The 22,598-nt window shown below is 61.6% G+C and carries 21 protein-coding genes and 1 pseudogene; 14 read left to right on the top strand and 8 right to left on the bottom strand.

What is annotated here, in order from left to right; genetic code table 11:
• The coding region (locus ABI546_RS10670) for an NADP-dependent oxidoreductase (protein WP_348046572.1) at positions 1 to 866 on the bottom strand (866 nt) is incomplete at its 3' end.
• Positions 867 to 990: 124 nt separating this feature from the next.
• On the opposite strand from ABI546_RS10670, the gene maiA reads away from it, so the two are divergent.
• Both maiA and pgeF read left to right on the top strand, forming a co-directional pair.
• Complete coding sequence (maiA, locus tag ABI546_RS10665; RefSeq protein ID WP_348046571.1) at positions 991 to 1,629, top strand: maleylacetoacetate isomerase; 639 nt, start codon at positions 991 to 993, stop codon at positions 1,627 to 1,629.
• Between the two features lie 37 nt (positions 1,630 to 1,666).
• Positions 1,667 to 2,458: a peptidoglycan editing factor PgeF gene (gene pgeF, locus ABI546_RS10660; protein WP_348046570.1), complete on the top strand. Its 792-nt coding sequence runs from the start codon at positions 1,667 to 1,669 to the stop codon at positions 2,456 to 2,458.
• Positions 2,459 to 2,493: 35 nt separating this feature from the next.
• Here the strand turns inward: pgeF and ABI546_RS10655 are convergent, their stop codons facing one another.
• A complete protein-coding gene (locus tag ABI546_RS10655) occupies positions 2,494 to 2,799 on the bottom strand; it encodes a hypothetical protein (RefSeq protein WP_348046569.1) in 306 nt (101 codons plus the stop codon).
• Between the two features lie 97 nt (positions 2,800 to 2,896).
• Here ABI546_RS10655 and phaC point away from each other — a divergent pair, with 97 nt between their 5' ends.
• The 4 genes from phaC to ybaL all read left to right on the top strand — a co-directional run bounded on the left by phaC (position 2,897) and on the right by ybaL (position 8,745).
• Positions 2,897 to 4,651 carry a class I poly(R)-hydroxyalkanoic acid synthase gene (gene phaC, locus ABI546_RS10650; RefSeq protein WP_348046568.1) on the top strand — a complete coding sequence of 585 codons (1,755 nt, stop codon included), beginning with the start codon at positions 2,897 to 2,899 and terminating at the stop codon, positions 4,649 to 4,651.
• 68 nt (positions 4,652 to 4,719) lie between these two features.
• The gene (locus ABI546_RS10645; protein WP_348046567.1) at positions 4,720 to 5,898 is read left to right on the top strand and encodes an acetyl-CoA C-acetyltransferase; all 1,179 of its coding nucleotides are present in this window, start codon (positions 4,720 to 4,722) and stop codon (positions 5,896 to 5,898) included.
• A gap of 143 nt (positions 5,899 to 6,041) precedes the next feature.
• Complete coding sequence (gene phbB / locus ABI546_RS10640; RefSeq protein ID WP_348046566.1) at positions 6,042 to 6,779, top strand: acetoacetyl-CoA reductase; 738 nt, start codon at positions 6,042 to 6,044, stop codon at positions 6,777 to 6,779.
• Positions 6,780 to 7,035: 256 nt separating this feature from the next.
• A complete protein-coding gene (ybaL, locus tag ABI546_RS10635) occupies positions 7,036 to 8,745 on the top strand; it encodes a YbaL family putative K(+) efflux transporter (RefSeq protein ID WP_348046565.1) in 1,710 nt (569 codons plus the stop codon).
• Here the strand turns inward: ybaL and ABI546_RS10630 are convergent.
• The 5 genes from ABI546_RS10630 to ABI546_RS10610 all read right to left on the bottom strand — a co-directional run bounded on the left by ABI546_RS10630 (position 8,742) and on the right by ABI546_RS10610 (position 13,256).
• Positions 8,742 to 9,356, bottom strand: a complete 615-nt coding sequence (locus tag ABI546_RS10630) for a 2-hydroxychromene-2-carboxylate isomerase (protein ID WP_348046564.1) — start codon at positions 9,354 to 9,356, stop codon at positions 8,742 to 8,744. The two genes, ybaL and ABI546_RS10630, sit on opposite strands and share 4 nt — an antisense overlap.
• 20 nt (positions 9,357 to 9,376) lie before the next feature.
• A complete protein-coding gene (locus ABI546_RS10625) occupies positions 9,377 to 10,096 on the bottom strand; it encodes a glutathione binding-like protein (protein ID WP_348046563.1) in 720 nt (239 codons plus the stop codon).
• Between the two features lie 35 nt (positions 10,097 to 10,131).
• Positions 10,132 to 10,692 (bottom strand): cupin domain-containing protein, encoded by a 561-nt coding sequence (locus ABI546_RS10620; protein WP_348046562.1) that lies wholly within the window; start codon positions 10,690 to 10,692, stop codon positions 10,132 to 10,134.
• A 112-nt stretch (positions 10,693 to 10,804) separates the two neighbouring features.
• The gene (locus ABI546_RS10615) at positions 10,805 to 11,200 is read right to left on the bottom strand and encodes an RNA-binding protein (protein ID WP_348046561.1); all 396 of its coding nucleotides are present in this window, start codon (positions 11,198 to 11,200) and stop codon (positions 10,805 to 10,807) included.
• A gap of 247 nt (positions 11,201 to 11,447) precedes the next feature.
• On the bottom strand, positions 11,448 to 13,256 hold the full coding sequence (locus ABI546_RS10610; protein ID WP_348046560.1) for a M14 family zinc carboxypeptidase: 1,809 nt from the start codon (positions 13,254 to 13,256) through the stop codon (positions 11,448 to 11,450).
• 272 nt (positions 13,257 to 13,528) lie between these two features.
• Here ABI546_RS10610 and ABI546_RS10605 point away from each other — a divergent pair, with 272 nt between their 5' ends.
• The 3 genes from ABI546_RS10605 (at position 13,529) to ABI546_RS10595 (ending at position 16,081) form a co-directional block, all read left to right on the top strand.
• On the top strand, positions 13,529 to 14,014 hold the full coding sequence (locus tag ABI546_RS10605) for a hemerythrin domain-containing protein (protein WP_348046559.1): 486 nt from the start codon (positions 13,529 to 13,531) through the stop codon (positions 14,012 to 14,014).
• A 71-nt stretch (positions 14,015 to 14,085) separates the two neighbouring features.
• Positions 14,086 to 15,153, top strand: a complete 1,068-nt coding sequence (dusA, locus tag ABI546_RS10600; protein ID WP_348046558.1) for a tRNA dihydrouridine(20/20a) synthase DusA — start codon at positions 14,086 to 14,088, stop codon at positions 15,151 to 15,153.
• On the top strand, positions 15,146 to 16,081 hold the full coding sequence (locus ABI546_RS10595; protein WP_348046557.1) for a DMT family transporter: 936 nt from the start codon (positions 15,146 to 15,148) through the stop codon (positions 16,079 to 16,081). Before dusA ends, ABI546_RS10595 begins: the two co-directional genes overlap by 8 nt.
• Here ABI546_RS10595 and ABI546_RS10590 read toward each other — a convergent pair.
• Positions 16,053 to 16,688: a GntR family transcriptional regulator gene (locus ABI546_RS10590; RefSeq protein ID WP_348046574.1), complete on the bottom strand. Its 636-nt coding sequence runs from the start codon at positions 16,686 to 16,688 to the stop codon at positions 16,053 to 16,055. The two genes, ABI546_RS10595 and ABI546_RS10590, sit on opposite strands and share 29 nt — an antisense overlap.
• Positions 16,689 to 16,903: 215 nt before the next feature.
• Here ABI546_RS10590 and scpA point away from each other — a divergent pair, with 215 nt between their 5' ends.
• From scpA to ABI546_RS10565, 5 genes and pseudogenes are all read left to right on the top strand, one after another.
• Positions 16,904 to 19,066: a methylmalonyl-CoA mutase gene (gene scpA / locus ABI546_RS10585; protein WP_348046556.1), complete on the top strand. Its 2,163-nt coding sequence runs from the start codon at positions 16,904 to 16,906 to the stop codon at positions 19,064 to 19,066.
• A 92-nt stretch (positions 19,067 to 19,158) separates the two neighbouring features.
• Positions 19,159 to 19,365: pseudogene (locus ABI546_RS10580) on the top strand (GIY-YIG nuclease family protein); the annotation flags it as partial.
• Positions 19,366 to 19,677: 312 nt separating this feature from the next.
• Positions 19,678 to 20,688, top strand: coding sequence for a methylmalonyl Co-A mutase-associated GTPase MeaB (gene meaB / locus ABI546_RS10575; RefSeq protein ID WP_348046573.1), 1,011 nt, complete (start codon positions 19,678 to 19,680; stop codon positions 20,686 to 20,688).
• A complete protein-coding gene (locus ABI546_RS10570; protein WP_348046555.1) occupies positions 20,685 to 21,557 on the top strand; it encodes a hypothetical protein in 873 nt (290 codons plus the stop codon). Before meaB ends, ABI546_RS10570 begins: the two co-directional genes overlap by 4 nt.
• Positions 21,558 to 21,589: 32 nt before the next feature.
• A partial coding sequence (locus tag ABI546_RS10565) for an acyl-CoA carboxylase subunit beta (protein ID WP_348046554.1) occupies positions 21,590 to 22,598 on the top strand: 1,009 nt, incomplete at its 3' end.

Raw genomic sequence — 22,598 nt, 5'->3', positions numbered from 1 at the left:
GCGTAGTCGAACACCACGATGCCTTCCATGCGGGCGCGGTTGACCAGCAGCGACAGGTAGTTGGCGGGGCCCTTCACGGGTGCGGTGTTGTTGTACTGGCTGATGGCACCGCAAATGATGATGCGGGCACCGCGCGCCAGACGCGCCAGCACCATGTCCAGAATCTCGCCGCCCACGTTGTCGAAATAAATGTCGATGCCTTTGGGGCAATGCTCTTTCAGCCCGGCGCGCACGTCGCCGTTCTTGTAGTCGATACAGGCGTCAAAGCCCAGCTCGCTCACCACCCAGTCGCACTTGGCTTTGCCACCGGCAATGCCGACGACGCGGCAGCCCTTGAGCTTGGCGATCTGGCCGACCGTCTGGCCCACGGCGCCGGCGGCGCCCGAGACCACCACGGTTTCGCCCGCCTTGGGCAAGCCAACTTCCAGCAGGCCGAAGTAGCCCGTCATGCCGGGCATGCCCAGTACGTTGAGCCAGGAGGTGAGGCCCAGGCGCGGGTCGATCTTGAACATGCCGCTGCGCTTGATCTGGTCGGCCGGGATCAGGCAGTACTCCTGCACGTCGAGCGCGGCGTTGACATAGTCACCCACAGCAAAGGCCGGGTTTTGCGAGGCAATCACCTTGCCCACGCCGCCGGCGCGCATCACAGCGCCGATTTCCACCGGTGGGATGTAGCTCTTGGCGTCATTCATCCAGCCGCGCATGGCCGGGTCCAGCGACAAATACAGGGTTTTGACGAGCACGCCGCCCGGGCCGGGTTCGGCGACGGGCTCGGTGGTGAAGCTCCAGTTGTCACGGGTGGGCAGGCCGACGGGACGGCTGGCCAGTCGTATCTGGTGGTTGCTTAAAGTGGTGATGGCGCTCATGGATGTCTCCGCTGAATTTGTAGGAAGGGGCGTGTCGCCGAATGGTAGTGCCGGCAAGGTCTTGCGTCAGTCGCGCAGGCGATTCGGACAGGGCCGAGTCATCGTTTCGGTTTATGCTTTAGAGATGAAACTCCACAACTATTTCCGCTCTTCGTCGTCGTTTCGTGTACGCATTGCGATGGAGCTGAAGGGCCTCAGCTACGACTACGTCCCCGTGCACATCGCCAAAGGCGAGCACAAGCAGCCGCTTTATGCTGCGCTGGCCGCCGACACCCTGGTTCCTTTGCTGGAAGTCGACGGCGAAAAACTCTCCCAGTCCATGGCCATCATTGAATACCTGGATGAGACACACCCCGAGCCGGCCCTGCTGCCGGCCGATGCGATGGGCCGGGCCAAGGTGCGTGCGCTGGCCCAGTCCATCGCCTGCGAAATCCACCCCGTCAACAACCTGCGCGTGCTCAAGTACCTGGTGAAAGAGCTGAAGCTCGATGAAGCGGCCAAGAACGCCTGGTATGTGCACTGGTGCCGGGAAGGGCTGGAATCTTTCGAGCGCCAGTTGGCCCAATTGCCGGCATCGACTTACTGCTACGGCAACACACCCACGCTGGCTGATTGTTGCCTGGTGCCGCAAATCTTCAACGCCAAACGGTTTAACGTGAGCTTTGACGGACTACCCCGCACCATGGCCGCGTTTGACGCCTGCATGGCGCATCCTGCGTTCCAGAAAGCGCAGCCTTCCGCCTGCCCCGACAACGAAGCCTGATCGCTGCAACGTGCCGGCATTTCAGAACAACTGGCTTGTGCCCGAGTGGCCCGCGCCGCAGGGGGTGAAAGCTGTTTTTACCACCCGTGGCGGCGGTGTTTCCGAGGCGCCTTTTGAAAGCATGAACCTCGGCGACCACGTGGGCGATCAGCCCGCGCGGGTCGCGGCGAACCGGGCTTTGCTGGCAAAGGCCATCGGCCGCCGGCCGGTGTTCCTCAAGCAGGTGCACGGCACGGATGTCGTTCAACTGGACGCCGATACGCCCGATGGGCATGTCGCCGATGCCTGCATTTCGACTCAATCGGAACAAGCCTGCTGCATCATGGTGGCCGATTGCCTGCCTGTGCTGCTGGCCACGGACGATGGCCGCGTTATTGCGGCGGCGCATGCCGGCTGGCGGGGGCTGGCCGGCACGGGAGGTGTCGGTGTGCTCGAGTCAATTTACAAGCAATTAATAGCCACAAGGCAAGATGGCCGGGCGCAAGCAGCTATCAAAATAATAGCGTGGATGGGCCCCTGCATTGGACCGGATGCGTTTGAAGTGGGGCCGGAAGTCAAGCTGGCGTTCGAATCGGTTCAACCGGAAGCGGCCGCCTTGTTCACGCGCATTGCCGGTGCAGATGGAAAATTTCTTGCCAACCTGCCGGGCTTGGCGTGCCTTCGGCTGGAGGCCATGGGCATTACAGCGGTTTATGGCAACGACGGCAGCCCCGCATGGTGCACCGTGGGCAATGCCTCACGCTTTTTTTCGCATCGGCGCGATGCCGGCCCCAGTGGCAACGGTATGGGCACCACTGGCCGCATGGCCGCCTGTGTCTGGAGGGAGTGACCCTGGCGTTTCTGCGGCGCCGGGCGCTGAAGGCTTCAGGGCAGGCTTGGCGGCTTGGCTTCGCGAGCATCTTCCGGCAAAGCCGTGTCCGCGTGTGCCTTTTCGCCAGCCTTCGCCCCGGCCGACGGTTCTTCGGGTTGCGTCAAGGCCTGCGCCGCACGCTTTTTCAATGCCTTGCTGCGGGCCGGTGCGCCCATCAGGTAAACCACCAATGCCACGGGCCCCACGCCATAGAGTACAAAGGTCATCACCGCCCCCAGCACCGTTCCGGTGCTGTTGGTGGCTTCCGCCACACTCATCATGAGCACGACGTATATCCAGGCAATGACAATCAAATACATAAACTATGCGTGGGGTCAGGAATTTTCAAAGCAAATCCTACGATACTGATGGTGTGCTCAAAAGAGTCGCCGGACTCAACATGATCGGGGAGACAAGATGAATTCTGACGCAAACTGGGCTCAGGCCGCCCAGCAGATGCAAGAAACCTTTGGTGCGGGCCTGCAGCAGGCCATGAGCGCCATGACCAGCGCCGGTATGCCTGCCGGCTTTCCTCCCGGTTTCCCTCCGATGAACGCTCCCCGGCCCGCGCAGTCGCAGCCGGCCCTGCAGTTTGATGCCGAAAAGCTCCAGGCATTGCAGCAGCGTTACGTTGCCGACGCTTCGGCTTTGTGGAACCAGGGTTTACAGGCAGGCGCCGACACGCTCGCGTCGGCTGATCGCAGGTTTTCCGCCGAGGCCTGGAAGGCCAATCCCGTTTCGAAGTTTTCGGCCTCTGCCTACCTGCTGAACGCCCGAACCCTCATGGCCCTGGCAGATGCGGTGGAAGGCGACGCCAAGACCCGCGCCCGACTGCGCTTCGCCGTCGAGCAATGGATGGCCGCCACGGCCCCCAGCAATTTCCTGGCGCTCAATGCCGAGGCGCAGCAAAAAGCCATCGAAAGCCAGGGCGAGAGCATTGCCCAGGGCCTCACCAACCTGCTGCACGACCTGAAGCAGGGCCACGTGTCCATGACCGACGAACGCGTCTTCGAGGTCGGCAAGAATGTTGCCACCACCGAGGGTGCGGTGGTGTTTGAAAATGAATTCTTTCAGCTGCTGGAATACAAGCCGCTGACGGCAAAGGTCTATGAAAAACCTTTCCTGCTTATTCCGCCGTGCATCAACAAGTTCTACATCCTTGACCTTCAGCCTGAAAACTCGTTGATCCGTTATGCCGCCAGCCAGGGGCACCGCACCTTCGTGGTGAGCTGGCGCAACCCGGACGAGTCGATGGCCCAAAAGACCTGGGACGACTACATCGAACATGCGGCCATCAAGGCCATCGAGGTGGTGCAGGAGATCACCGGCGCCAAGACCCTGAATGCGTTGGGCTTTTGTGTAGGCGGCACCATTCTCGGCACGGCGCTGTCGGTGCTGGCTGCGCAGGGAAAAAAACCGGTGGCCAGTGCCACGCTGTTGACCTCGTTTCTGGACTTCACCGACACGGGCATCCTCGACATCTTCATCGATGAAACCTCGGTGAAGTACCGCGAGGCGGAAATGGGGAAGGGCGGTTTGCTCAAGGGCCAGGATCTCGCCTCCACCTTCAGCTTTTTGCGCCCGAACGACCTCGTCTGGAATTACGTGGTCGGCAATTACCTCAAGGGCGAAACGCCGCCGCCTTTTGACTTGCTGTACTGGAACAGTGACTCCACCAACCTGCCGGGCCCGTTTTACGCCTGGTATCTGCGCAATACCTATTTCGAGAACAACCTCGTCAAGTCTGGCAAGCTCGTGGTGTGCGGCCAGAAAGTGGACTTGCACAAGGTCGACATTCCTGTGTACATCTATGGCTCGCGTGAAGACCACATCGTGCCCATCGGCGGCGCCTACGCCTCCACCCAGCATTTGCCCGGCAAGAAGCGATTTGTCATGGGCGCGTCGGGTCACATCGCCGGCGTGATCAACCCGCCGGTCAAGAAAAAACGAAGCTACTGGACGCGCGACAAGCTACCCCAGGGCAAATTTCCCGCCACACAAGCCGAGTGGCTTGAGGGCGCGACGGAGCACCCCGGCAGCTGGTGGACAGACTGGTCGGACTGGCTCAAGGGCCACGCCGGCAAGCAAATTGCTGCGCCCAAAGCCTATGGCAACCGCAAGCACAAGGCCATTGAGGCCGCACCGGGGCGCTACGTCAAGGCCAAAGCCTGAGCCGGGCCGGGGCCGTCCCAAACCGCATTCATCATCAACGTATCCAGAAACTTCAAAAGGGACACATCATGGAAGACATCGTTATCGTTGCCGCCGGCCGCACTGGCGTGGGCAAATTTGGCGGCTCACTCGCCAAAATCCCCGCCACCGAACTGGGCGCTGCCGTCATCAAAGGTGTGCTGGAGCGCGCGGGCCTCAATGCCGACCAGCTCGGCGAAGTCATTCTGGGCCAGGTATTGACGGCCGGCGTCGGCCAGAATCCCGCGCGGCAGGCTGTTATCAAGGCGGGCTTTCCCAACGGCATCCCCGGCCTGACCATCAACGCGGTGTGCGGCTCGGGCCTCAAGGCCGTCATGCTGGCCGCACAGTCCGTAGCCACGGGCGACAGTGAAATCGTGATCGCTGGCGGCCAGGAAAACATGAGCGCATCCCCGCACGTGCTCAATGGCTCGCGCGATGGTCAGCGCATGGGCGACTGGAAGATGGTTGACTCCATGATCGTCGATGGTCTCTGGGACGTCTACAACCAGTACCACATGGGCATCACCGCCGAGAACGTCGCCAAAAAATACAGCATCAACCGCGAAGCGCAGGACGCACTGGCGCTGGGCAGCCAGACCAAGGCCGCGGCCGCGCAGGATGCGGGCAAATTCAAGGATGAAATCATCCCCATTTCGATCCCGCAAAAAAAGGGCGATCCTGTAGTGTTTGCCGCGGACGAATTCATCAACCGCAAGACCACCGCCGAAGGCCTGGCGGGCCTGCGCCCGGCTTTCGACAAAGCCGGCGGCGTGACGGCCGGCAATGCCTCGGGCCTGAATGACGGCGCCGCCGCCGTGATGGTGATGACGGCGAAAAAAGCCGCAGCCCTTGGCCTCAAACCCCTGGCCCGCATCGCCAGCTACGCCACCACCGGTCTTGATCCCGCCTACATGGGCATGGGCCCTGTGCCGGCGTCGACAAAAGCGTTGCAGCGCGCCGGCTGGAAGGCGCAAGACCTCGACCTCCTCGAAATCAACGAAGCCTTTGCTGCCCAGGCTTGTGCGGTCAACAAGGAAATGGGCTGGGACACCAGCAAGGTCAACGTCAACGGCGGCGCCATCGCGATCGGCCACCCGATCGGCGCATCCGGCTGCCGCATCCTCGTGACGCTGCTGCACGAAATGGTGCGGCGCGACGCCAAAAAAGGCATTGCCAGCCTGTGCATTGGCGGCGGCATGGGGGTTGCCCTCACACTGGAACGCTGAATATGAGGTAAAACAAGCTGCAGCCGGCGTTGGATGCGCGCAAGTAGCTATTAAATTAATAGCAATACGGAACACACCCGGCGACGGAAGTTGTCAGCCAGTCAAACGGTTTCGAAATAATTCACAAGATCAAGGAGAGCGCAATGGCAAAAAAAGTAGCGTATGTCACAGGCGGGATGGGCGGCATTGGAACCGCCATCTGCCAGCGGCTGGACAAGGATGGATACACGGTGGTGGCCGGTTGCGGCCCTACGCGCGACTTCAGCAAGTGGCTCGACGAGCAAAAAGCACTGGGCCATACTTTTTACGCCTCGGTGGGCAATGTCGGTGACTGGGACTCCACCGTCGGGGCCTTTGACAAGGTCAAGGCCGAGCACGGTCCGGTGGCCGTACTGGTCAACAACGCCGGCATCACGCGCGACGGCCAGTTCCGCAAGATGAGCAAGGCCGACTGGGACGCCGTGATCTCGACCAACCTCAACAGCATGTTCAACGTGACCAAACAGGTCATCGAAGGCATGATCGAAGCGGGCTTCGGCCGCATCATCAACATCTCGTCGGTCAACGGCCAGAAAGGCCAGTTTGGTCAGGTGAACTATTCCACCGCCAAAGCGGGCTTGCACGGTTTCACCATGGCGCTGGCGCAAGAAGTCGCCAGCAAGGGCGTCACGGTCAATACCGTGAGCCCGGGTTATATCGGCACCGACATGGTCAAAGCCATTCGCCCCGATGTGCTGGAGAAAATTGTGGCCGGCGTGCCGGCCAAACGACTCGGCCAGCCTGAAGAAATCGCCTCCATCATTTCCTGGATCGCCTCCGACGAAGGGGGCTATGCCACAGGGGCTGACTTCTCCCTCAATGGCGGGCTGCACATGGGCTGAGCGTTGCCTGCTGATGCTTGCTAAAACCCGCTTCGGCGGGTTTTTTGCATTTCGGCGTAGCACTCATTCCTTGTTGGTATCGAGGTATGGTTTTGCGGGGCCGCCAGGGTCAACAACCTGAACGCCCGTGGGGGATTGGCAGGGGCCGCCTGGTACAGCTGTAGTAAATTGAAGAAACGTTCTACGGGGACAGCCTGCATGCTCAGGCTGCGTCGCAGGCCTTCCTTAACCGCCGCCATGAAGGAATCCCTCTCGCATGCCCCACAGCGTCTCCCTGATCAGCACCATCGCCGCAGGCCTTGGCCTGGCCCTGATATTTGGCTTTCTCGCCGTGCGGCTGCGCTTGCCGGCATTGGTGGGCTATCTGCTGGCCGGTGTGATCATCGGCCCCTTCACGCCGGGTTTCGTGGCGGACGCGGAGATCGCGAGCCAGCTCGCCGAAATCGGCGTGATGCTGCTGATGTTCGGTGTGGGCCTGCATTTCTCACTGGATGATTTGCTGGCGGTGCGCAAGATCGCCGTGCCTGGCGCCATCGTGCAGATGACCGTGGCGACCGCACTTGGCATGGGCCTGGCGCACTGGTGGGGCTGGAACCTCGGTGGGGCGCTGGTGTTCGGCTTGTCGCTGTCGGTGGCCAGCACCGTGGTGTTGCTGCGGGCGCTCGAAAGCCACGGCATCCTCGATTCGGTCAACGGGCGCATCGCGGTGGGTTGGCTGGTCGTTGAAGACCTGGCCATGGTGCTCGTGCTGGTGTTGTTGCCGCCATTGGGCGGCTGGCTGTCGGGCAAAGTCGATGCCGACGTCAATGCGCTGTGGAAAACGCTGGGCATCACGCTGCTTCAGGTGGGCGGTTTTGTGGCCTTGATGCTGGTCGTGGGGCGGCGATTCTTTCCGTGGGTGCTGTGGCAGGTGCAGCGCACCGGTTCGCGCGAGCTGTTCACCTTGTGCGTGGTGGCCGCGGCTGTCAGCATAGCCTTCGGCGCCACGGCGCTGTTCGGTGTGTCCTTTGCGCTGGGCGCCTTCTTTGCCGGCATGGTGATGCGCGAGTCCGAGTTCAGCCACCGCGCGGCCGAAGAGTCGCTGCCCTTGCGCGACGCTTTCGCCGTGCTGTTTTTTGTCTCGGTCGGCATGCTGTTCGATCCCTGGGTGTTGCTCGAGCGGCCGCTGCAGGTGCTGGCGGTCGTGGGCATCATCATCGTGGGCAAGACGCTGGCGGCCGGCGTGCTGGTCATGGCCTTTCGCTATCCGCTCAACACGGCGCTCACCGTGTCGGCCAGCCTGGCGCAGATTGGCGAGTTTTCCTTCATCCTGGTGGGACTGGGTGCGTCGCTGGGCCTGTTGCCGCCTGAAGGGCAAAGCCTGGTGTTGGCGGGCGCGCTGATTTCGATCGCACTCAACCAGCTGGTGTTCAAGGCAGTTGAGCCGCTGCAGAAATGGATATTGGCCCAATCGCCGCTGGCGCGCAAGCTTGAAGCGCGTGATGACCCGACCGCCGAGTTGCCGGCCACCACTGATGAAAAATACCTGTCGAACCATGTGGTGCTGGTCGGCTATGGAAGGGTGGGGCGGCGCATTGCCGACGCGTTAAAAGCCCACCACATTCCTTTTGTGGTGGCCGAGCAGAACCGCGAAGCCGTGGAGCGTTTGCGGGCGCAGGGCACGGCCGCCGTCTCGGGCGATGCTGTTGAGGCCGAAGTGTTGATCCAGGCACACATTGCGCAGGCGCGCATGCTGGTGATCGCCACGCCCGACACGCTGGATGTCAGGCAGATCGTGGCCACGGCACGGGCGCTGAATCCAGCCATTGAAACCGTGGTGCGCACGCATAACGAAGCCGAGGCCCGCTTGCTCGACAGCGAGAAAGCCGGCAAGGTTTTTCTGGGTGAGCATGAGTTGGCGCAGTCCATGACGCGCCATGTTCTGGAGCGTGCTGCGGCCACAGCGGCCTCAAAGGCCGCGCATTAGCCCCTGGCCCGCAGCACCGCCGCCCGTACCAGTGGCAACCGGTCATTGCCAAAATACATGTCGTCTCCGACGAAGAAGGTCGGTGAACCAAAAGCGCCCCGCTGTATCGCCTCATCGGTGTTGGCTTTGAGCTGGTCCTTGATGTCTGGCCTTGCAATGCCGGCCAGGAATGCCTCGGCATCTATGCCCGCTTGCCGACACACGGCGGCCAATACGTCATCCTGTGAAATGTCTTCTTCGCGCGTGAAATAGGCGGCAAAAACGGCTTCGACAAACGTGAGGTAGTGCGGCTGCGCTGCAGCATCCTGCGCAATCCACAGGCAACCGCGCATGGCTTTGACGCTGTTGACCGGAAACACCTTGGGTGGAAAAACAATGCTCAGGCCCGCTTCGCGTGCACTGTCCCGAACATCCTTGAGCATGTAACGGTTCTTCGGCGAGTTCATGTCCTCGCGCGCCGCGTAAATGCCTTTGTTGACGCTGTTGAAAATACCGCCTACCAGCACCGGGCGCCAGCGGATATCTTCGTTGAGCTCAGCGGCCAGCGGCTGTATGTTGCGAAAGGCGAGGTACGTCCAGGGGCTGGAGCAGTCAAAGAAGAATTCAATCATGGGAGTCCCTGTTCTGAAAGTCAGGAAGCCGTGTGGGCGCCGTCGCGAATGCTTTGTGCGGTCTGCCCAAACAGCGCCTTGCGCGCCTCTTCGGTCAGCGCCGGGGCGCGCAAGGCTTTGCCCAGGTCCAGTCCTCGCCTGACGGCGGGCCTGTCGAACAAGGCGTCGTACCAGCGCTGTACGTGGGGAAACTTGCTCAAGTCCACCTGCTGGGCCTTGTGCGTGCGCACCCACGGAAAGATAGCCATGTCGGCGATAGAGTAATCCGCCCCTGCAACATGTGCTCCTGTGCGCGCCAGCTGCGCGTCCAGCACACCGTACAGCCGGTCCACTTCCTTGTTATAGCGGTCGATGGCGTAAGGAATTTTTTCCGGTGCGTACAGCAGAAAATGCCCGTTCTGTCCCGCCATCGGGCCCAGTCCACCCATTTGCCACATCAGCCACTGCAAGGCCTGGTAGCGATTACGAAAATCTGCAGGCAGGAAGCGGCCGGTTTTTTCTGCGAGGTACAGCAGAATGGCGCCGCTTTCAAACACCGCGACCGGCGCGCCGCCAGGCTCTGGCGCATGGTCAACGATGGCCGGCATTCGGTTGTTGGGGCTGATGGCGAGAAACTCCGGTGTGAATTGCTCACCCTTGCCGATGTTCACCGGGACCAACCGGTACGGTAGTCCGCATTCTTCCAGCATGATGGAAATCTTCCACCCGTTGGGTGTCGGCCAATAGTGCAGGTCAATCATGGTTCGTCTCTCGTGTGCTGAAAGTTTTGCGTAGATCAGATCGGTGGCGCCAAATGCGGGTGCTCGGCCGCCATCCAGCGCGCTTCCACGCTGTCCGGCCGCATCAGTTGAAAATCCAGGAAATCGAAACCAGGAGCCACTGCGCATGCGACCAGCGTAAACGCATGGGTGTCGTCAGGGTCTGGCTGTGCGGCCTGCCACAGACCGGCCCTGACCACTTGTTGGGGCTCACCACACTGCGAGCCGGTGTGAGGCGCATCGGGCCGCGCAACAGGAGACAGCCAGGCCTGGTGGAGTTGCTTGCTTGGTATCTCGGCTGTCCACAGTGTGAGTGGCGCCCCTTCCAGATGAATCCACACCTCGTCAGACAGGACCCGGTGCCATCGGGAGTGGTTCCCCGCTTCGAGCAGAAAGTAGATGGAGGTCAGGGCGTTTCGGGCGGGCCTGCCGTCCTGGGGAATCACTGTGCAGGCGGATCGGAATACTTCGCGGTACCAGCCTCCTTCCGGATGGGGCTCCAGCTTCAGTTGCTCAATCAGCTGCTGTGCACGGGAGGTCGGGTTGGCGTGGACCAGGCTGTGGGTGGGCTTTGGCATGAGGCGCAGTGTGCCTCAAACTCGCTCAGCGCCCCGAACTGCGGAAATTCAGCGGGCCGCCAGGCGGGCCAGGCGCGGGCGGGGCGTTCAAGGTCTGGCCGCGTTGACTCCCTTATTCCAGGTCTTCAATGGCCAGACTGTGGTACTTCTGGGCATACGAAAAAGGAACCTTGCGGACCACTTCCATGATGCGCTCTGTCGCTTCCCGCGAGGATGCGGGAATCATCAGCGCGTGGTGGCCTTCGCGGGCGAGGTCCACGTATTTATGCACAGTAGCGCCTTCCGTTCCGACGCGCGGCAGGGTCACCTCTGAATGGCCGTCGACGTGGCCGATATCCGCGAGGATTTCTTCGGGTGTCAGCAGCATGACCCCGTCGCTGCCGGTCTCCAGCTCGTGGGCAATCTGCCTGGCGTCGTCAGCGTCGGGAAACATGATGAACGCGTAGCCCGTGGGATAAAACACGCCGCCCATGCTCAGCATCTTCTTGGTCATTTCAAAGTTTTTCATGGCGAATCCTTTCATGCATTAACTTGCGTCAAATCATTAAGGCGCAGAAAACAGGAATTTCCGGTCAGCAACAGCATCCTCTGCCTGTCAGACATGGTCGTCAAGTCAAGGATGTGGCCCCCACGCTTTTCACTTCGTGTAATGCGCTGCCCCCCCGAGGGGGCGCTGCGCCTGCGGTCTGGCGAAGCCAGTCCCGCGGCCCTTGCTGGTTAGGATAAAGTCCTCACTCCTGCGTGGGGGCGGACGGCTAATTCAGCTCTTCTAGCTTGAGCGTCGGGTCGGCCATGACGCGCACTGTGCTTTGCAGGCTCTGCAGGAGCTGGTTGGCAAAATAGCTGCTCTGGGTATCGGGCTCGAGTGCGGCCATCACGAGGTTGCCCAGTGGCTGGTTGAGTGGCACGTAGTAGCTGCCGCGGGGCGCGTCCACCACACCGCGGGCCAGGCTGACCTGGACCTTGATGACAGCCTTGGCGTCAGCGATGGCGCCGCGCACGTCCTGGCGCTCGCCAGATGTGCTGGAAACCTGGCGATAGCTGTCGCCGAGCATGGAGCCCTGTTCTGCAACGCGCAGCACCTGTACGCCGTGCAGCCGGAGCCTGTCTACGGCCACGGTGGATGCGGCCGACAACCAATAGCCGCAAGGGCGAGCCCGGGCTTTGAGGCTGCGTAGCGCAAGCGCGGAATCCCAGTCCACTGACAGGGCCTTGTCGGCGCCTGTCACGGGGTCGAGCATGACCAGATCGTATTGCGCGGAAGTAGGAGCAGCCTCCACGACGGCTTCATCCTTGCATGCCTTGGCGCCGACTTCCTTGTCGATGTAGGGACGCAGCTGCTGCAGTTCGCTGGCGCGCTGCGCGGTGCTTGCGAGTGCGCTGGTAATGGCTGTCACGTGGGTGTGCACGCGCCGCTGGATATGCAGGCGGCCAATGCCGACGCCGCGTGTCTCGATCAGCAGGCTGATGGCGTTTTTCAGTCCGTACACGTTGCGTCCGGTGTCGGGCTGGGTCCCGCCCATGGAGATTTTTTTGTCGGCCAGATCGCTTGAGGTGGTGTAGTACCACTCGGTCGTGAGGTTTTGCCCCTTCAGCGCGGCCAGCAAAGGCCGGCGGTACCACTCTTCCGCGGCCTTGGTCAAAAACTCCGGCAGGTTGGCTGTGGTGGCGTACTGAAACAGAGCGTCATATTTCTGGATTGCGCCGAATTTCTGCAGATAGCGCCCCACCACTGTGTACTCGTGGGCATCAACCACAAGCGTGGGGTTGTAGTCCCGCGCGAGCCTGGCCAGTGCCTGGGCTTCAGGTGTATTGAGCAGCAGGTGGTCGCGGTTCATGTCGAGACCGCCGGTGGTGGCGCGTTGGTCGTTTGCCGCACCGTCCGGATTGGCGCGCGGAACGATCACCACATTGATGCGGTCCAGCGCAGGCAGCAGCAAGCCTTGTGCGAGCTCCCTGGCGATCACCAGCAGCGCCTCGCTACCGGCGGGTTCGTCGCCGTGTTGCTGGCCCACCAACAGCACCGTGGGTTTGCCCGCGGAGTGCATCACAGTGGGGTCCGTGCCGCCGGCACGGGTCAGAACCAATGCCTCAAGCGTTTCGCCGCGTTGTGATCGGCCTATGGGCACCACGGCGGCCCGGATCCCGGGCGTGCGTGATGCCGCGCTGGCCTGCTCGCGCAGCCATGTCTGGATCTCGGCCTGCGTGGTGAACGTGGTGCGGCCTGGTTGAAGGCCTGGCGTGTTGTAGACAACGGCGGGTGCCGGAAAGCGGGCAGCTACCGCATTGCTGTAAGCCTCCGGCTGGCTGGCTGTTGGCGATGAGGGAGTGAGCGCAACAGGCGGTGCGACCGGCGAAGTCTGGGCCGCCGGCGCGGCGGGCGCGGGGCGCTGAGCAGAGGCGACCGGGGCTGGCGCTGAAGGCTGTGTGGAAGGCGGCGTCCATGGGGGTAGGGGCACCGAAGTGCATGCCACCAGCAAAGTCAGCGGAACCAGCAGGGCAAGCGAAGGCGCGCGGGAAGTGCACAGGGCCGAGAGGGGGCGGAATAGGAATTTTTGCGGCATGGTCGTCGTGGGGTCCTGCGATGAAGCGCGAGCCTTTGAATGGGGTGGCTGTCATTATTACCCGCTTGGCGGGTGACGGCGTACTGATGCAGCGTTCGCCGGGGCAGCGGGAAAAGGCGAAACCCTTGCGCTTCCTGTATTCCTACACCAGCGCCCCGGGGTTTCCCACAGATCGTGCGCGGGCTGCGCTCTAAATTGGCTGGGCGGTTGGCCTTTTCGGCCGCGTGATTTCACCCCACAGATAGACACTTTTAACCCAAAGAGGATTCCCCATGAGCAAAGCACCTGCGAAAAAGCATGACGCCGTCGACCTGCTGGATGCTGACCATATCGCTGTTAAAAAACTTTTCACCACGTTCAAGAAGTTGTGTGACAGCAATGCATCGGGCGAGGAAAAACGCGAAGTCGCCGACCAGATTTGCCAGGAGCTGACGGTGCACGCGCAAATGGAAGAAGAGATTTTCTATCCACAGCTTCGTGCGGCCATCAATGACGATCCCCTGCTCGATGAGGCCGAAGTGGAACACAGTACGGCCAAAGACCTGATTGCGCAGATATCAGGAATGGACCCGGAAGACGACCTGTATGACGCCCGGGTAACCGTGCTCGGCGAGTACATCGACCACCACGTCAAGGAAGAGCGCGAGGAAATGTTTGTGAAGGCCCGCAAGTCCAAGCTGGACCTGGTCGCTTTGGCTGATGAATTGAGCCAGCGAAAGATGGAGTTGATGGACGAGATAAAGACCGCGGAAGTCTGACGGACTGCAGCCCGCGGCTGCGCAAGACCCTGTGCAGCGGGCGGGCGCGTCCTTTCTGGGAAAATGGGGCGATGTCAGCCCCATTTTCATTTGCGCCCACATCGGGCGCGCCAGCTGCGTTGCCGGTTAACCCGTGGCGATTAAGCGTTGCGCCCATGATGGACTGGACGGATAGGCACTGCCGCCACTTTCATCGCCTGCTCTCCCGCAGCGCCTTGCTTTATACCGAAATGGTCACCACCGGTGCGCTGATTCACGGCGACGTGGCGCGCCATTTGCGCTTTAACACCGAAGAGCACCCTGTCGCTTTACAACTGGGTGGCAGCGAACCGGCTGATTTGGCCCGTTGCGCCCAGCTCGGTGCCCAGTGGGGTTACGACGAAATCAACCTCAATTGCGGCTGTCCCAGCGAACGCGTGCAGCGTGGCGCCTTCGGCGCGTGCCTGATGGCCGAGCCGCAGCTCGTGGCCGACTGCGTCAAGGCCATGGTTGATGTCGTGGAGGTGCCCGTCACGGTCAAGCACCGTATCGGCATCGACAAGGCCGAAAGTTACGAGTTTGTACGTGACTTTGTGGGAACCGTCAGCGAGGCCGGTTGCAAGGTGTTCATGGTGCATGCCCGCAACGCCTGGCTCAAGGGCTTGTCGCCCAAAGAGAACCGCGAGGTGCCGCCGCTGCGCTATGAGCTGGTTCATCGGCTGAAAAAAGAGTTCCCCCATTTGGTCATCGGCATCAATGGCGGCATCAACACCAGCGAGCAAGTCGTTGAGCAGCTTGCCGAGCTCGATGGCGTGATGGTCGGCCGCGAGGCCTATCACAACCCCTGGTGGCTCGCATCCTGGGATGCCGAATTTTTCGGCGCGGCGGCTACCGCCGCGGACCGCACCCGCGAGCTTGTCGAAGAGCAGATGTGCGACTACATGGTTCGCGAGGCCGTTGAACACGGCACCCCCAAAAGCGCCATCGCGCGGCACATGCTGGGGCTGCGCAACGGCTTGCCCGGTGCGCGGCGCTGGCGCCAGGTCTGGAGCGACCACCGCCTTCGCGACATGAGCCCTCATGCGGTGATGACGTTGGCGCATGCGTCATCCCTTGCATCGCCGGTCATTGCCGAAGTCCCCCTGGCGGCGAATGCCTGATTCAGCGCAAAGGCATCCGCGCCAGGCGACGGCCCTTCTTTGGCTGGTGCCGGCGCTCTGGACAGTGAATTACATCGTGGCGCGCAAAGCACCCGGGGTGATCGGTCCCTATCTGCTTGCCTTCGGACGTTGGGGTCTGGCTGCCTTGTTGCTGCTCGCGTTGACCCGTTCGGAGCTGTGGCGTCAGCGCGCGGATATCGCCGGGGTGTGGTGGCAGTACCTGATTCTGGGAACTTTGGGCATGGTGATCTGCGGCGCCTGGGTGTACCAGGGCGCTCGCTCCACCGGGGCGATGAACATTGCGCTTATTTATTCTGCGTCTCCGGTGCTGATCGGCCTGGGCGCCGTGCTTTGGCTGGGTGAACGCCTTGGCGCGCGCCAGGGTTTGGGTGTGGTGCTGGCGATCGCAGGTGTGGTGCATGTGGTGGTGAAAGGCCGCTGGGGCACGCTTGCCGATGTGCAGTTCGCTGCGGGGGACTTGTGGATTGTGGCCGCGACGGTGTCATGGGCAGCCTACGCGCTGCTGCAAAAGCAATGGTCCAGCCCGTTGGGCGCTACGGCCCGCCTTGCCGCCATTTGCACAGGCGGCACGCTGGTGTTGATTCCGCTGACCGTGTGGGAGATGTCGCAGCCTGATGCATTGCCGCTGACGGGTTACGGGCTATGGCTGATCGTGGTGGCCGCAATTGTGCCGGGGCTGGGCGCTTACTGGATCTATGGCTGGGCGCAGAAAATTCTGGGGGCGAGCCGCGTGGCGGTGTCGCTGTACCTCGGGCCTCTGTATGCCGGATTGGCCGCGTGGGGTGTGCTGGGAGAGCCGTTGGGCTTGCACCATGCCATGGGCGCCTTAATGATTTTGCCTGGGGTTTTCCTGGTGACTGCGAGGCCGTCGCCGTCTGTCAAGCCGCCGCTTCCAGTCCGTTCCTGAAGTGTTCGCGCATGCGCTGCGCGGTGGCATCCGCGTCGCCTGACGACAGTGCCTGCATGATGGCGCGGTGCTCTGCCAGCGACTCTTCAATACGGCCGCTTTTGAGCAGCGAGTTGTGCCGGTTGAGCTTCATCACCTTGCGCAGGTCGGCCACCATCTGGTCGCGCCAGCGGTTGTTGGCGATTTCCAGCAGGCGCATGTGAAAGGCTTCGTTGATCTCGAAAAACCGCTCGCGATTGCCAACGGCTTTTTCCAGCTCGTTGTGCAGGCTTTGCAATTCTTTTAACTGGGCGGGCGTGGCCTGGGCTGCCACCACGCCGGCCGCGTCGCTCTCCAGCAAGGCAAGCAGGTGGTACACATCGGCCAGGTCGCGTTCGGAGACTTCCGTCACATAGGCGCCACGCCGCACTTTCATCGTGACCAGCCCCTCAGTGCCCAGCACTTTGAGGGCTTCGCGCAGCGGTGTGCGGCTGATGCCATATTCCTCGGCCAGCTTGAGCTCGTCAATCCAGCTGCCCGGCGTCAGCTCGCGGTTGAAGATGCGCTGGCGCAAAAGCTCCGCCACTTCTTCGTAAAGCGCTCGAGGGGTCAGCGACACTGCGGCCATGGACATTTTGAGGTGGTTTTGGGTACAAAAATCTCGGACGGGGCGCTGCTTTCCTTCAGCGCTGAGCACGAGCTAGCTGGCATCTTACAGGAAACTGAATTTTGCATCAATAATTATAAATGATATAAACTTGGCCGGATTCATGACTCCCTTGCCGGTTGGGCCTATGCTGTTTCAGCGCCCCGGCGTGCAGATCTCGTTACGGTGAACCTCCCATGTCCAAGCCCAGCAAAGAACCTGAATTTCCCCCAGCTAGCCTTGAAGTCTGGGCCAAAGCGGCCGCCAAATCGGCGCCCGGCGGCGATGTGGGTGCGCTGAACTGGCACACGCCGGACGGCATCAGCGTGAAACCGCTCTATACCGCCGAGGACGTCAAAGACCTTCCCCATACCAACACGTTGCCGGGGTTTGAGCCCTTCGTTCGCGGCCCGCAGGCCACGATGTACGCGGTGCGCCCGTGGACGATCCGCCAGTACGCGGGCTTCTCCACAGCCGAGGAGTCCAACGCCTTCTACCGAAAAGCGCTGGCCGCAGGCGGGCAGGGCGTGTCGGTGGCGTTTGACCTTGCGACCCACCGCGGCTACGACAGCGATCACCCGCGCGTGACCGGCGACGTGGGCAAGGCCGGCGTGGCGATTGATTCGGTCGAGGACATGAAAATCCTGTTCGACCAGATCCCGCTGGACAAGGTCAGCGTCTCCATGACCATGAACGGCGCGGTGCTGCCGGTGCTGGCGGGCTATGTCGTGGCCGCCGAAGAGCAGGGCGTGAGCCAGGAAAACTTAAGCGGAACCATACAGAACGACATCCTCAAGGAGTTCATGGTCCGCAACACCTACATCTTTCCGCCCCAGCCCAGCATTCGCATCATCGGCGACATCATTGAATACACGGCGCAGAACATGCCCAAGTTCAACTCGATCTCGATTTCGGGTTACCACATGCAGGAAGCCGGCGCCAACCAGGCGCTCGAACTCGCTTTCACACTGGCCGACGGCAAAGAGTATGTGAAGACTGCGCTGGGCAAGGGCCTGGATGTGGACGGATTTGCCGGCCGCCTGAGCTTCTTCTGGGCCATAGGCATGAATTTCTACCTGGAAGTTGCCAAGATGCGCGCCGCTCGCCTGCTGTGGTGCCGCATCATGAAGGGCTTCAACGCCAAAAGCCCGAAGAGCCTGATGCTGCGCACGCATTGCCAGACCTCGGGCTGGAGTCTGACTGAGCAGGACCCGTACAACAACGTGGTGCGCACCACCATCGAAGCCATGGCTGCCGTCTTTGGCGGCACACAAAGCCTGCACACCAATTCGTTCGACGAAGCGATCGCGCTGCCCACCGAGTTCAGCGCCCGTATCGCCCGCAACACCCAGCTCATCATCCAGGAAGAAACCCACATTCCCCACGTCATCGACCCTTGGGCCGGCAGCTACATGATGGAAAAGCTCACGCAGGACATGGCCGATGCCGCCTGGGCCATCATTGAGGAAGTCGAAGCCATGGGCGGCATGACCAAGGCGGTCGACAGCGGCTGGGCCAAGCTCAAGATCGAGGCGGCGGCCGCCGAAAAGCAGGCGCGTATAGACAGCGGCAAGGACGTGATTGTTGGCGTCAACAAATACAAACTCAAGACCGAAGACGCGATCGAGTCGCGCGACATTGACAACGTGGCAGTGCGCGACGGGCAGATCACAAGGCTCAAGGCCATCAAGGCCAGCCGCGACAATGCGGCGGTGCAGGCGGCGCTGGACGCCTTGACCGCGGCCGCCGAAAATAACAACGGCAATCTGCTGGACCTCAGCATCAAGGCCGTGCGCCTGCGCGCCACGGTGGGTGAGGTCAGCGATGCCCTCGAAAAAGTCTACGGGCGCCATCGCGCCGATACGCAAAAGGTGACCGGTGTGTACGCTGCCGCTTATGACTCGGCCGAAGGCTGGGAAACCCTCAAGGCTGAAATCAACGCTTTTGCCGAAGAGCAGGGGCGCCGCCCGCGCGTGATGATTTCAAAGCTTGGCCAGGACGGCCACGACCGCGGCGCCAAGGTCGTGGCCACGGCTTTCGCCGACCTGGGTTTTGACGTCGACATGGGCCCGCTCTTTCAAACTCCCGAGGAGTGCGCGCGCCAGGCGATTGAAAACGACGTGCATGCGGTGGGAGTCTCCACGCTGGCGGCGGGCCACAAGACATTGGTGCCGGCCATCATCGCCGAGCTGAAAAAGCAGGGCGCCGACGACATCATCGTTTTTGTCGGCGGTGTGATACCGCGGCAGGATTACGAGATGCTTTACGAAGCCGGCGTGAAAGGCATTTACGGCCCGGGAACGCCGATCCCGGCCAGCGCCAAGGACGTGCTGGAACAGATCCGGGCAACGTTGAAGTGATTCCGCTCAACGTTCATGCGTTGCTTTTCCCGTTCGCCCTGAGGTATCGAAGGGCTCGCCGGAAACCCTCAGTCTTGTAACTACCTGAATCAGTGAAACCCTTCTTCGTCTACCTGCTGAAATGCTCGGACGGCTCCTATTACGGTGGCCAGACGGACGATATGGCCGCCCGCATGTTTCAACACGATGCGGGTGAGATTGGCTATACATCCACACGCAAACCGGTGGAGTTGGTCTGGCAAGGGGAGTTTGAAACACGCGCTCAAGCCATCGCCTTTGAACAGCAGATCAAGGGCTGGTCGCGGGTAAAGAAGGAAGCTTTGATCCGCGGGGACTGGACAGCGGTGCAAAGACATGCGTGGGGCACGAAAAATCCGTTGCCGGCGCATCTGGCTGGTGAAGGCCCTTCGATACCTCAGGGCGACCGGGGTTTGGGTGACACTGAGGCTGATGTTCAAGGCGGCAAGCGGGTGATTTCTCCTTCCCCTGTCCATCCTGACTCTGCCCCCGTTCGCTCTGAGGGCACTCTCACTCACTCTAACACTACCCCCGTTCGCCCTGAGGTATCGAAGGGCTCTTCCAGCAGCGGTGGAAACCTCCCGTTCAATCTTCTGGAAAATGTGCTCGGAGACAAACCAGAGTTCCAACGCCGCGCCATCGCCAAAGCCATCACACTGCTGGAGTCCACCCGCACCGACCACCGGGCCCAAGGGGACGAATTGTTGACGGCTTTGCTGCCGCACACCGGGAAAGCCATGCGTCTGGGCATCAGCGGCGTGCCCGGCGTCGGCAAGTCCACGCTCATTGAAGTACTGGGCCTGCATCTGATTGAGCAGGGCCACCGCGTCGCGGTGCTCACCATCGACCCTTCCTCCTCCGTCTCGGGCGGCTCCATCCTGGGCGACAAGACCCGCATGGAAAAGCTCTCAGTGCATGAGCGCGCCTACATCCGCCCCAGCCCGTCCAGCGGCAACCTGGGCGGCGTAGCGGAAAAAACGCGCGAGGCCATGCTGGTCTGCGAAGCTGCCGGCTACGACGTGGTGATTGTCGAAACCGTGGGCGTGGGCCAGAGCGAGACCGCCGTCGCCAACATGACCGACATGTTCGTGCTGATGCAACTTCCCAATGCGGGTGACGATTTGCAGGCCATCAAGAAGGGTGTGATGGAGCTGGCCGATCTGGTCATCATCAACAAGGCTGACATCGATGCCGATGCGGCCATGCGGGCGGAAGCCCAGATCACCTCGGCGATGCGCCTGTTCGGACTGGTGAACAACGCAATGGGCGCAGCGCAGGCTGAAAATTTTGACAAACACTGGCATCCACAGGTCATGCAGCTCAGCGCCCTGCACAACAAGGGCATCGACGCGTTCTGGAAAGCCGTGACGCAGTTCAAGGCCCTGCAGACTGCCAACGGCCAGCTGGCCGCCCGGCGCCAGCAGCAATCGCTGGCCTGGATGTGGGAGCGCATCGACGCGGGTCTCAAGCAGGCCTTCCGCCAGGATCCGGAAGTGCGTGAGCGTTTGCCCGGCCTGCTGGCCGAGGTGGCTCGTGGGGACGTTGCTGCGTCGACTGCCGCCCGCAGTCTGCTGGCCTTGGCGGCCAAGGGATGGAACCAATGAAAAAGACAGCCCTCTTTTGCGCGTTGCTCTTGCAGGCTTGCATGGTCTGGGCGGGTGGTTTGGTGGCCGGCGCGCCGGGCAGCTTTGTGTTCACCGACAAAGGCTATTTTGCGGACAAGCCCATCACCGTGCATTACTACAAGGCGCGCAGCGCCGGCCCTGATGCCAGGGTGATGATGGTGATCCACGGCGCAGAACGCCAGGGCTCGCGCATGCGCGACAACTGGATGCCTTTTGCCGAGAAAAACAAACTCATCGTGCTGGCCCCGGAATTCGACGAGGCGCGGTTTTCTTCCCGGCTGTTCAACATGGGCGGCATTGAAAGCCGTGACCGCAGCCAGTGGTCCTTCCAGATCATCGAAGATCTTTTTGATTTTGTCCGTGCCGATGAAGGGCTGTCGGCATCTGACTATCTGCTGTTCGGCCATTCTGCTGGCGGCCAGTTCGTGCAACGTTTCATGCTGCTGGCCGACGCCCCACGCGTCTCCGTTGCCGTGGCCGCCAACGCCGGCAGCTACACCATGCCCAGCTACCCGGGCCTGATGGACGACAAGTTTCCTTACGCGCTCAACGAGAGCATCGTCGGCCCGGAAAAACTCAAGCAGGTTTTTTCGCGCAAGCTGATCGTGTTGCTCGGTGAGGCCGATACACAAACCGATGCAGCCAATCTGCCCAAGGCGAGGCAGGCTACGGCCCAGGGCTCGAACCGGTTCGAGCGCGGCTCCAACTTCTTTGCGCAAGCCCAGGCGCAGGCGCAGAAGCTGGGGACGCCCCTGGCTTGGGAGCGCGTCACGGTGCCGGGCGTGGGACACGACTCGCGCCGAATGAGCCAAGCCGCCGCGCGTCTCTTGTTTGAATCTGCCAAGTAAATTTTCACCGTCTAAAAATTGCGGAACACACGATGCAAGAAATCCTTGAACAACTCGAAAAGAAACGCGCCGCGGCCCGCCTGGGTGGCGGCCAAAAGCGCATAGACGCGCAACACGGCAAAGGCAAGCTGACGGCGCGCGAGCGGCTGGAGTTGCTGCTCGACGAAGGCACGTTTGAAGAGTGGGACATGTTTGTCGAGCACCGCTGCACCGACTTCGGCATGGAGAACAACAAGGTTCCAGGCGACGGCGTGGTCACCGGCTACGGCATGATCAACGGCCGTCTGGTTTTTGTCTTCAGCCAGGACTTCACCGTGTTCGGCGGCGCCTTGAGCGAAGCGCATGCCGAGAAAATCTGCAAGGTGATGGACCAGGCCATGAAGGTGGGCGCGCCCGTCATCGGCCTCAACGATTCGGGCGGCGCCCGCATCCAGGAGGGCGTGGCGTCGCTGGGCGGTTATGCCGATGTGTTCCAGCGCAATGTGATGGCCTCTGGCGTGGTGCCGCAGATCAGCATGGTCATGGGCCCCTGCGCCGGCGGCGCGGTGTATTCGCCCGCCATGACCGACTTCATCTTCATGGTCAAGGATTCGAGCTATATGTTCGTCACCGGCCCCGAAGTGGTGAAAACCGTGACGCACGAGGAAGTGACGGCCGAGGAGCTGGGTGGCGCCACCACGCACACCACACGCAGCGGTGTAGCCGACCTGGCGTTCGAGAACGACGTCGAAGCGCTGCTGATGCTGCGCCGCCTTTACAACTACCTGCCGCTGAACAACCGCGAGAAAGCGCCCATCCGCCCGAGCGCCGACCCGGCCAGCCGCATGGACTTGAGTCTGGACACTCTGGTGCCCGAGAACCCGAACAAGCCGTATGACATGAAAGAGCTCATCGTCAAGACGGTGGACGACGGCGACTTCTTCGAGATCCAGCCTGAGTACGCGAAGAACATCATCATCGGTTTCGCGCGCATGGAAGGGCAGACAGTAGGCATCGTCGCCAACCAGCCGCTGGTGCTGGCCGGCTGCCTGGACATCAAGA

Origin of the sequence: Polaromonas sp. (assembly GCF_039932935.1) — a bacterium.
GTDB lineage: Bacteria > Pseudomonadota > Gammaproteobacteria > Burkholderiales > Burkholderiaceae_C > Polaromonas.
This window is presented reverse-complemented; position numbering and strand designations above follow the sequence as displayed.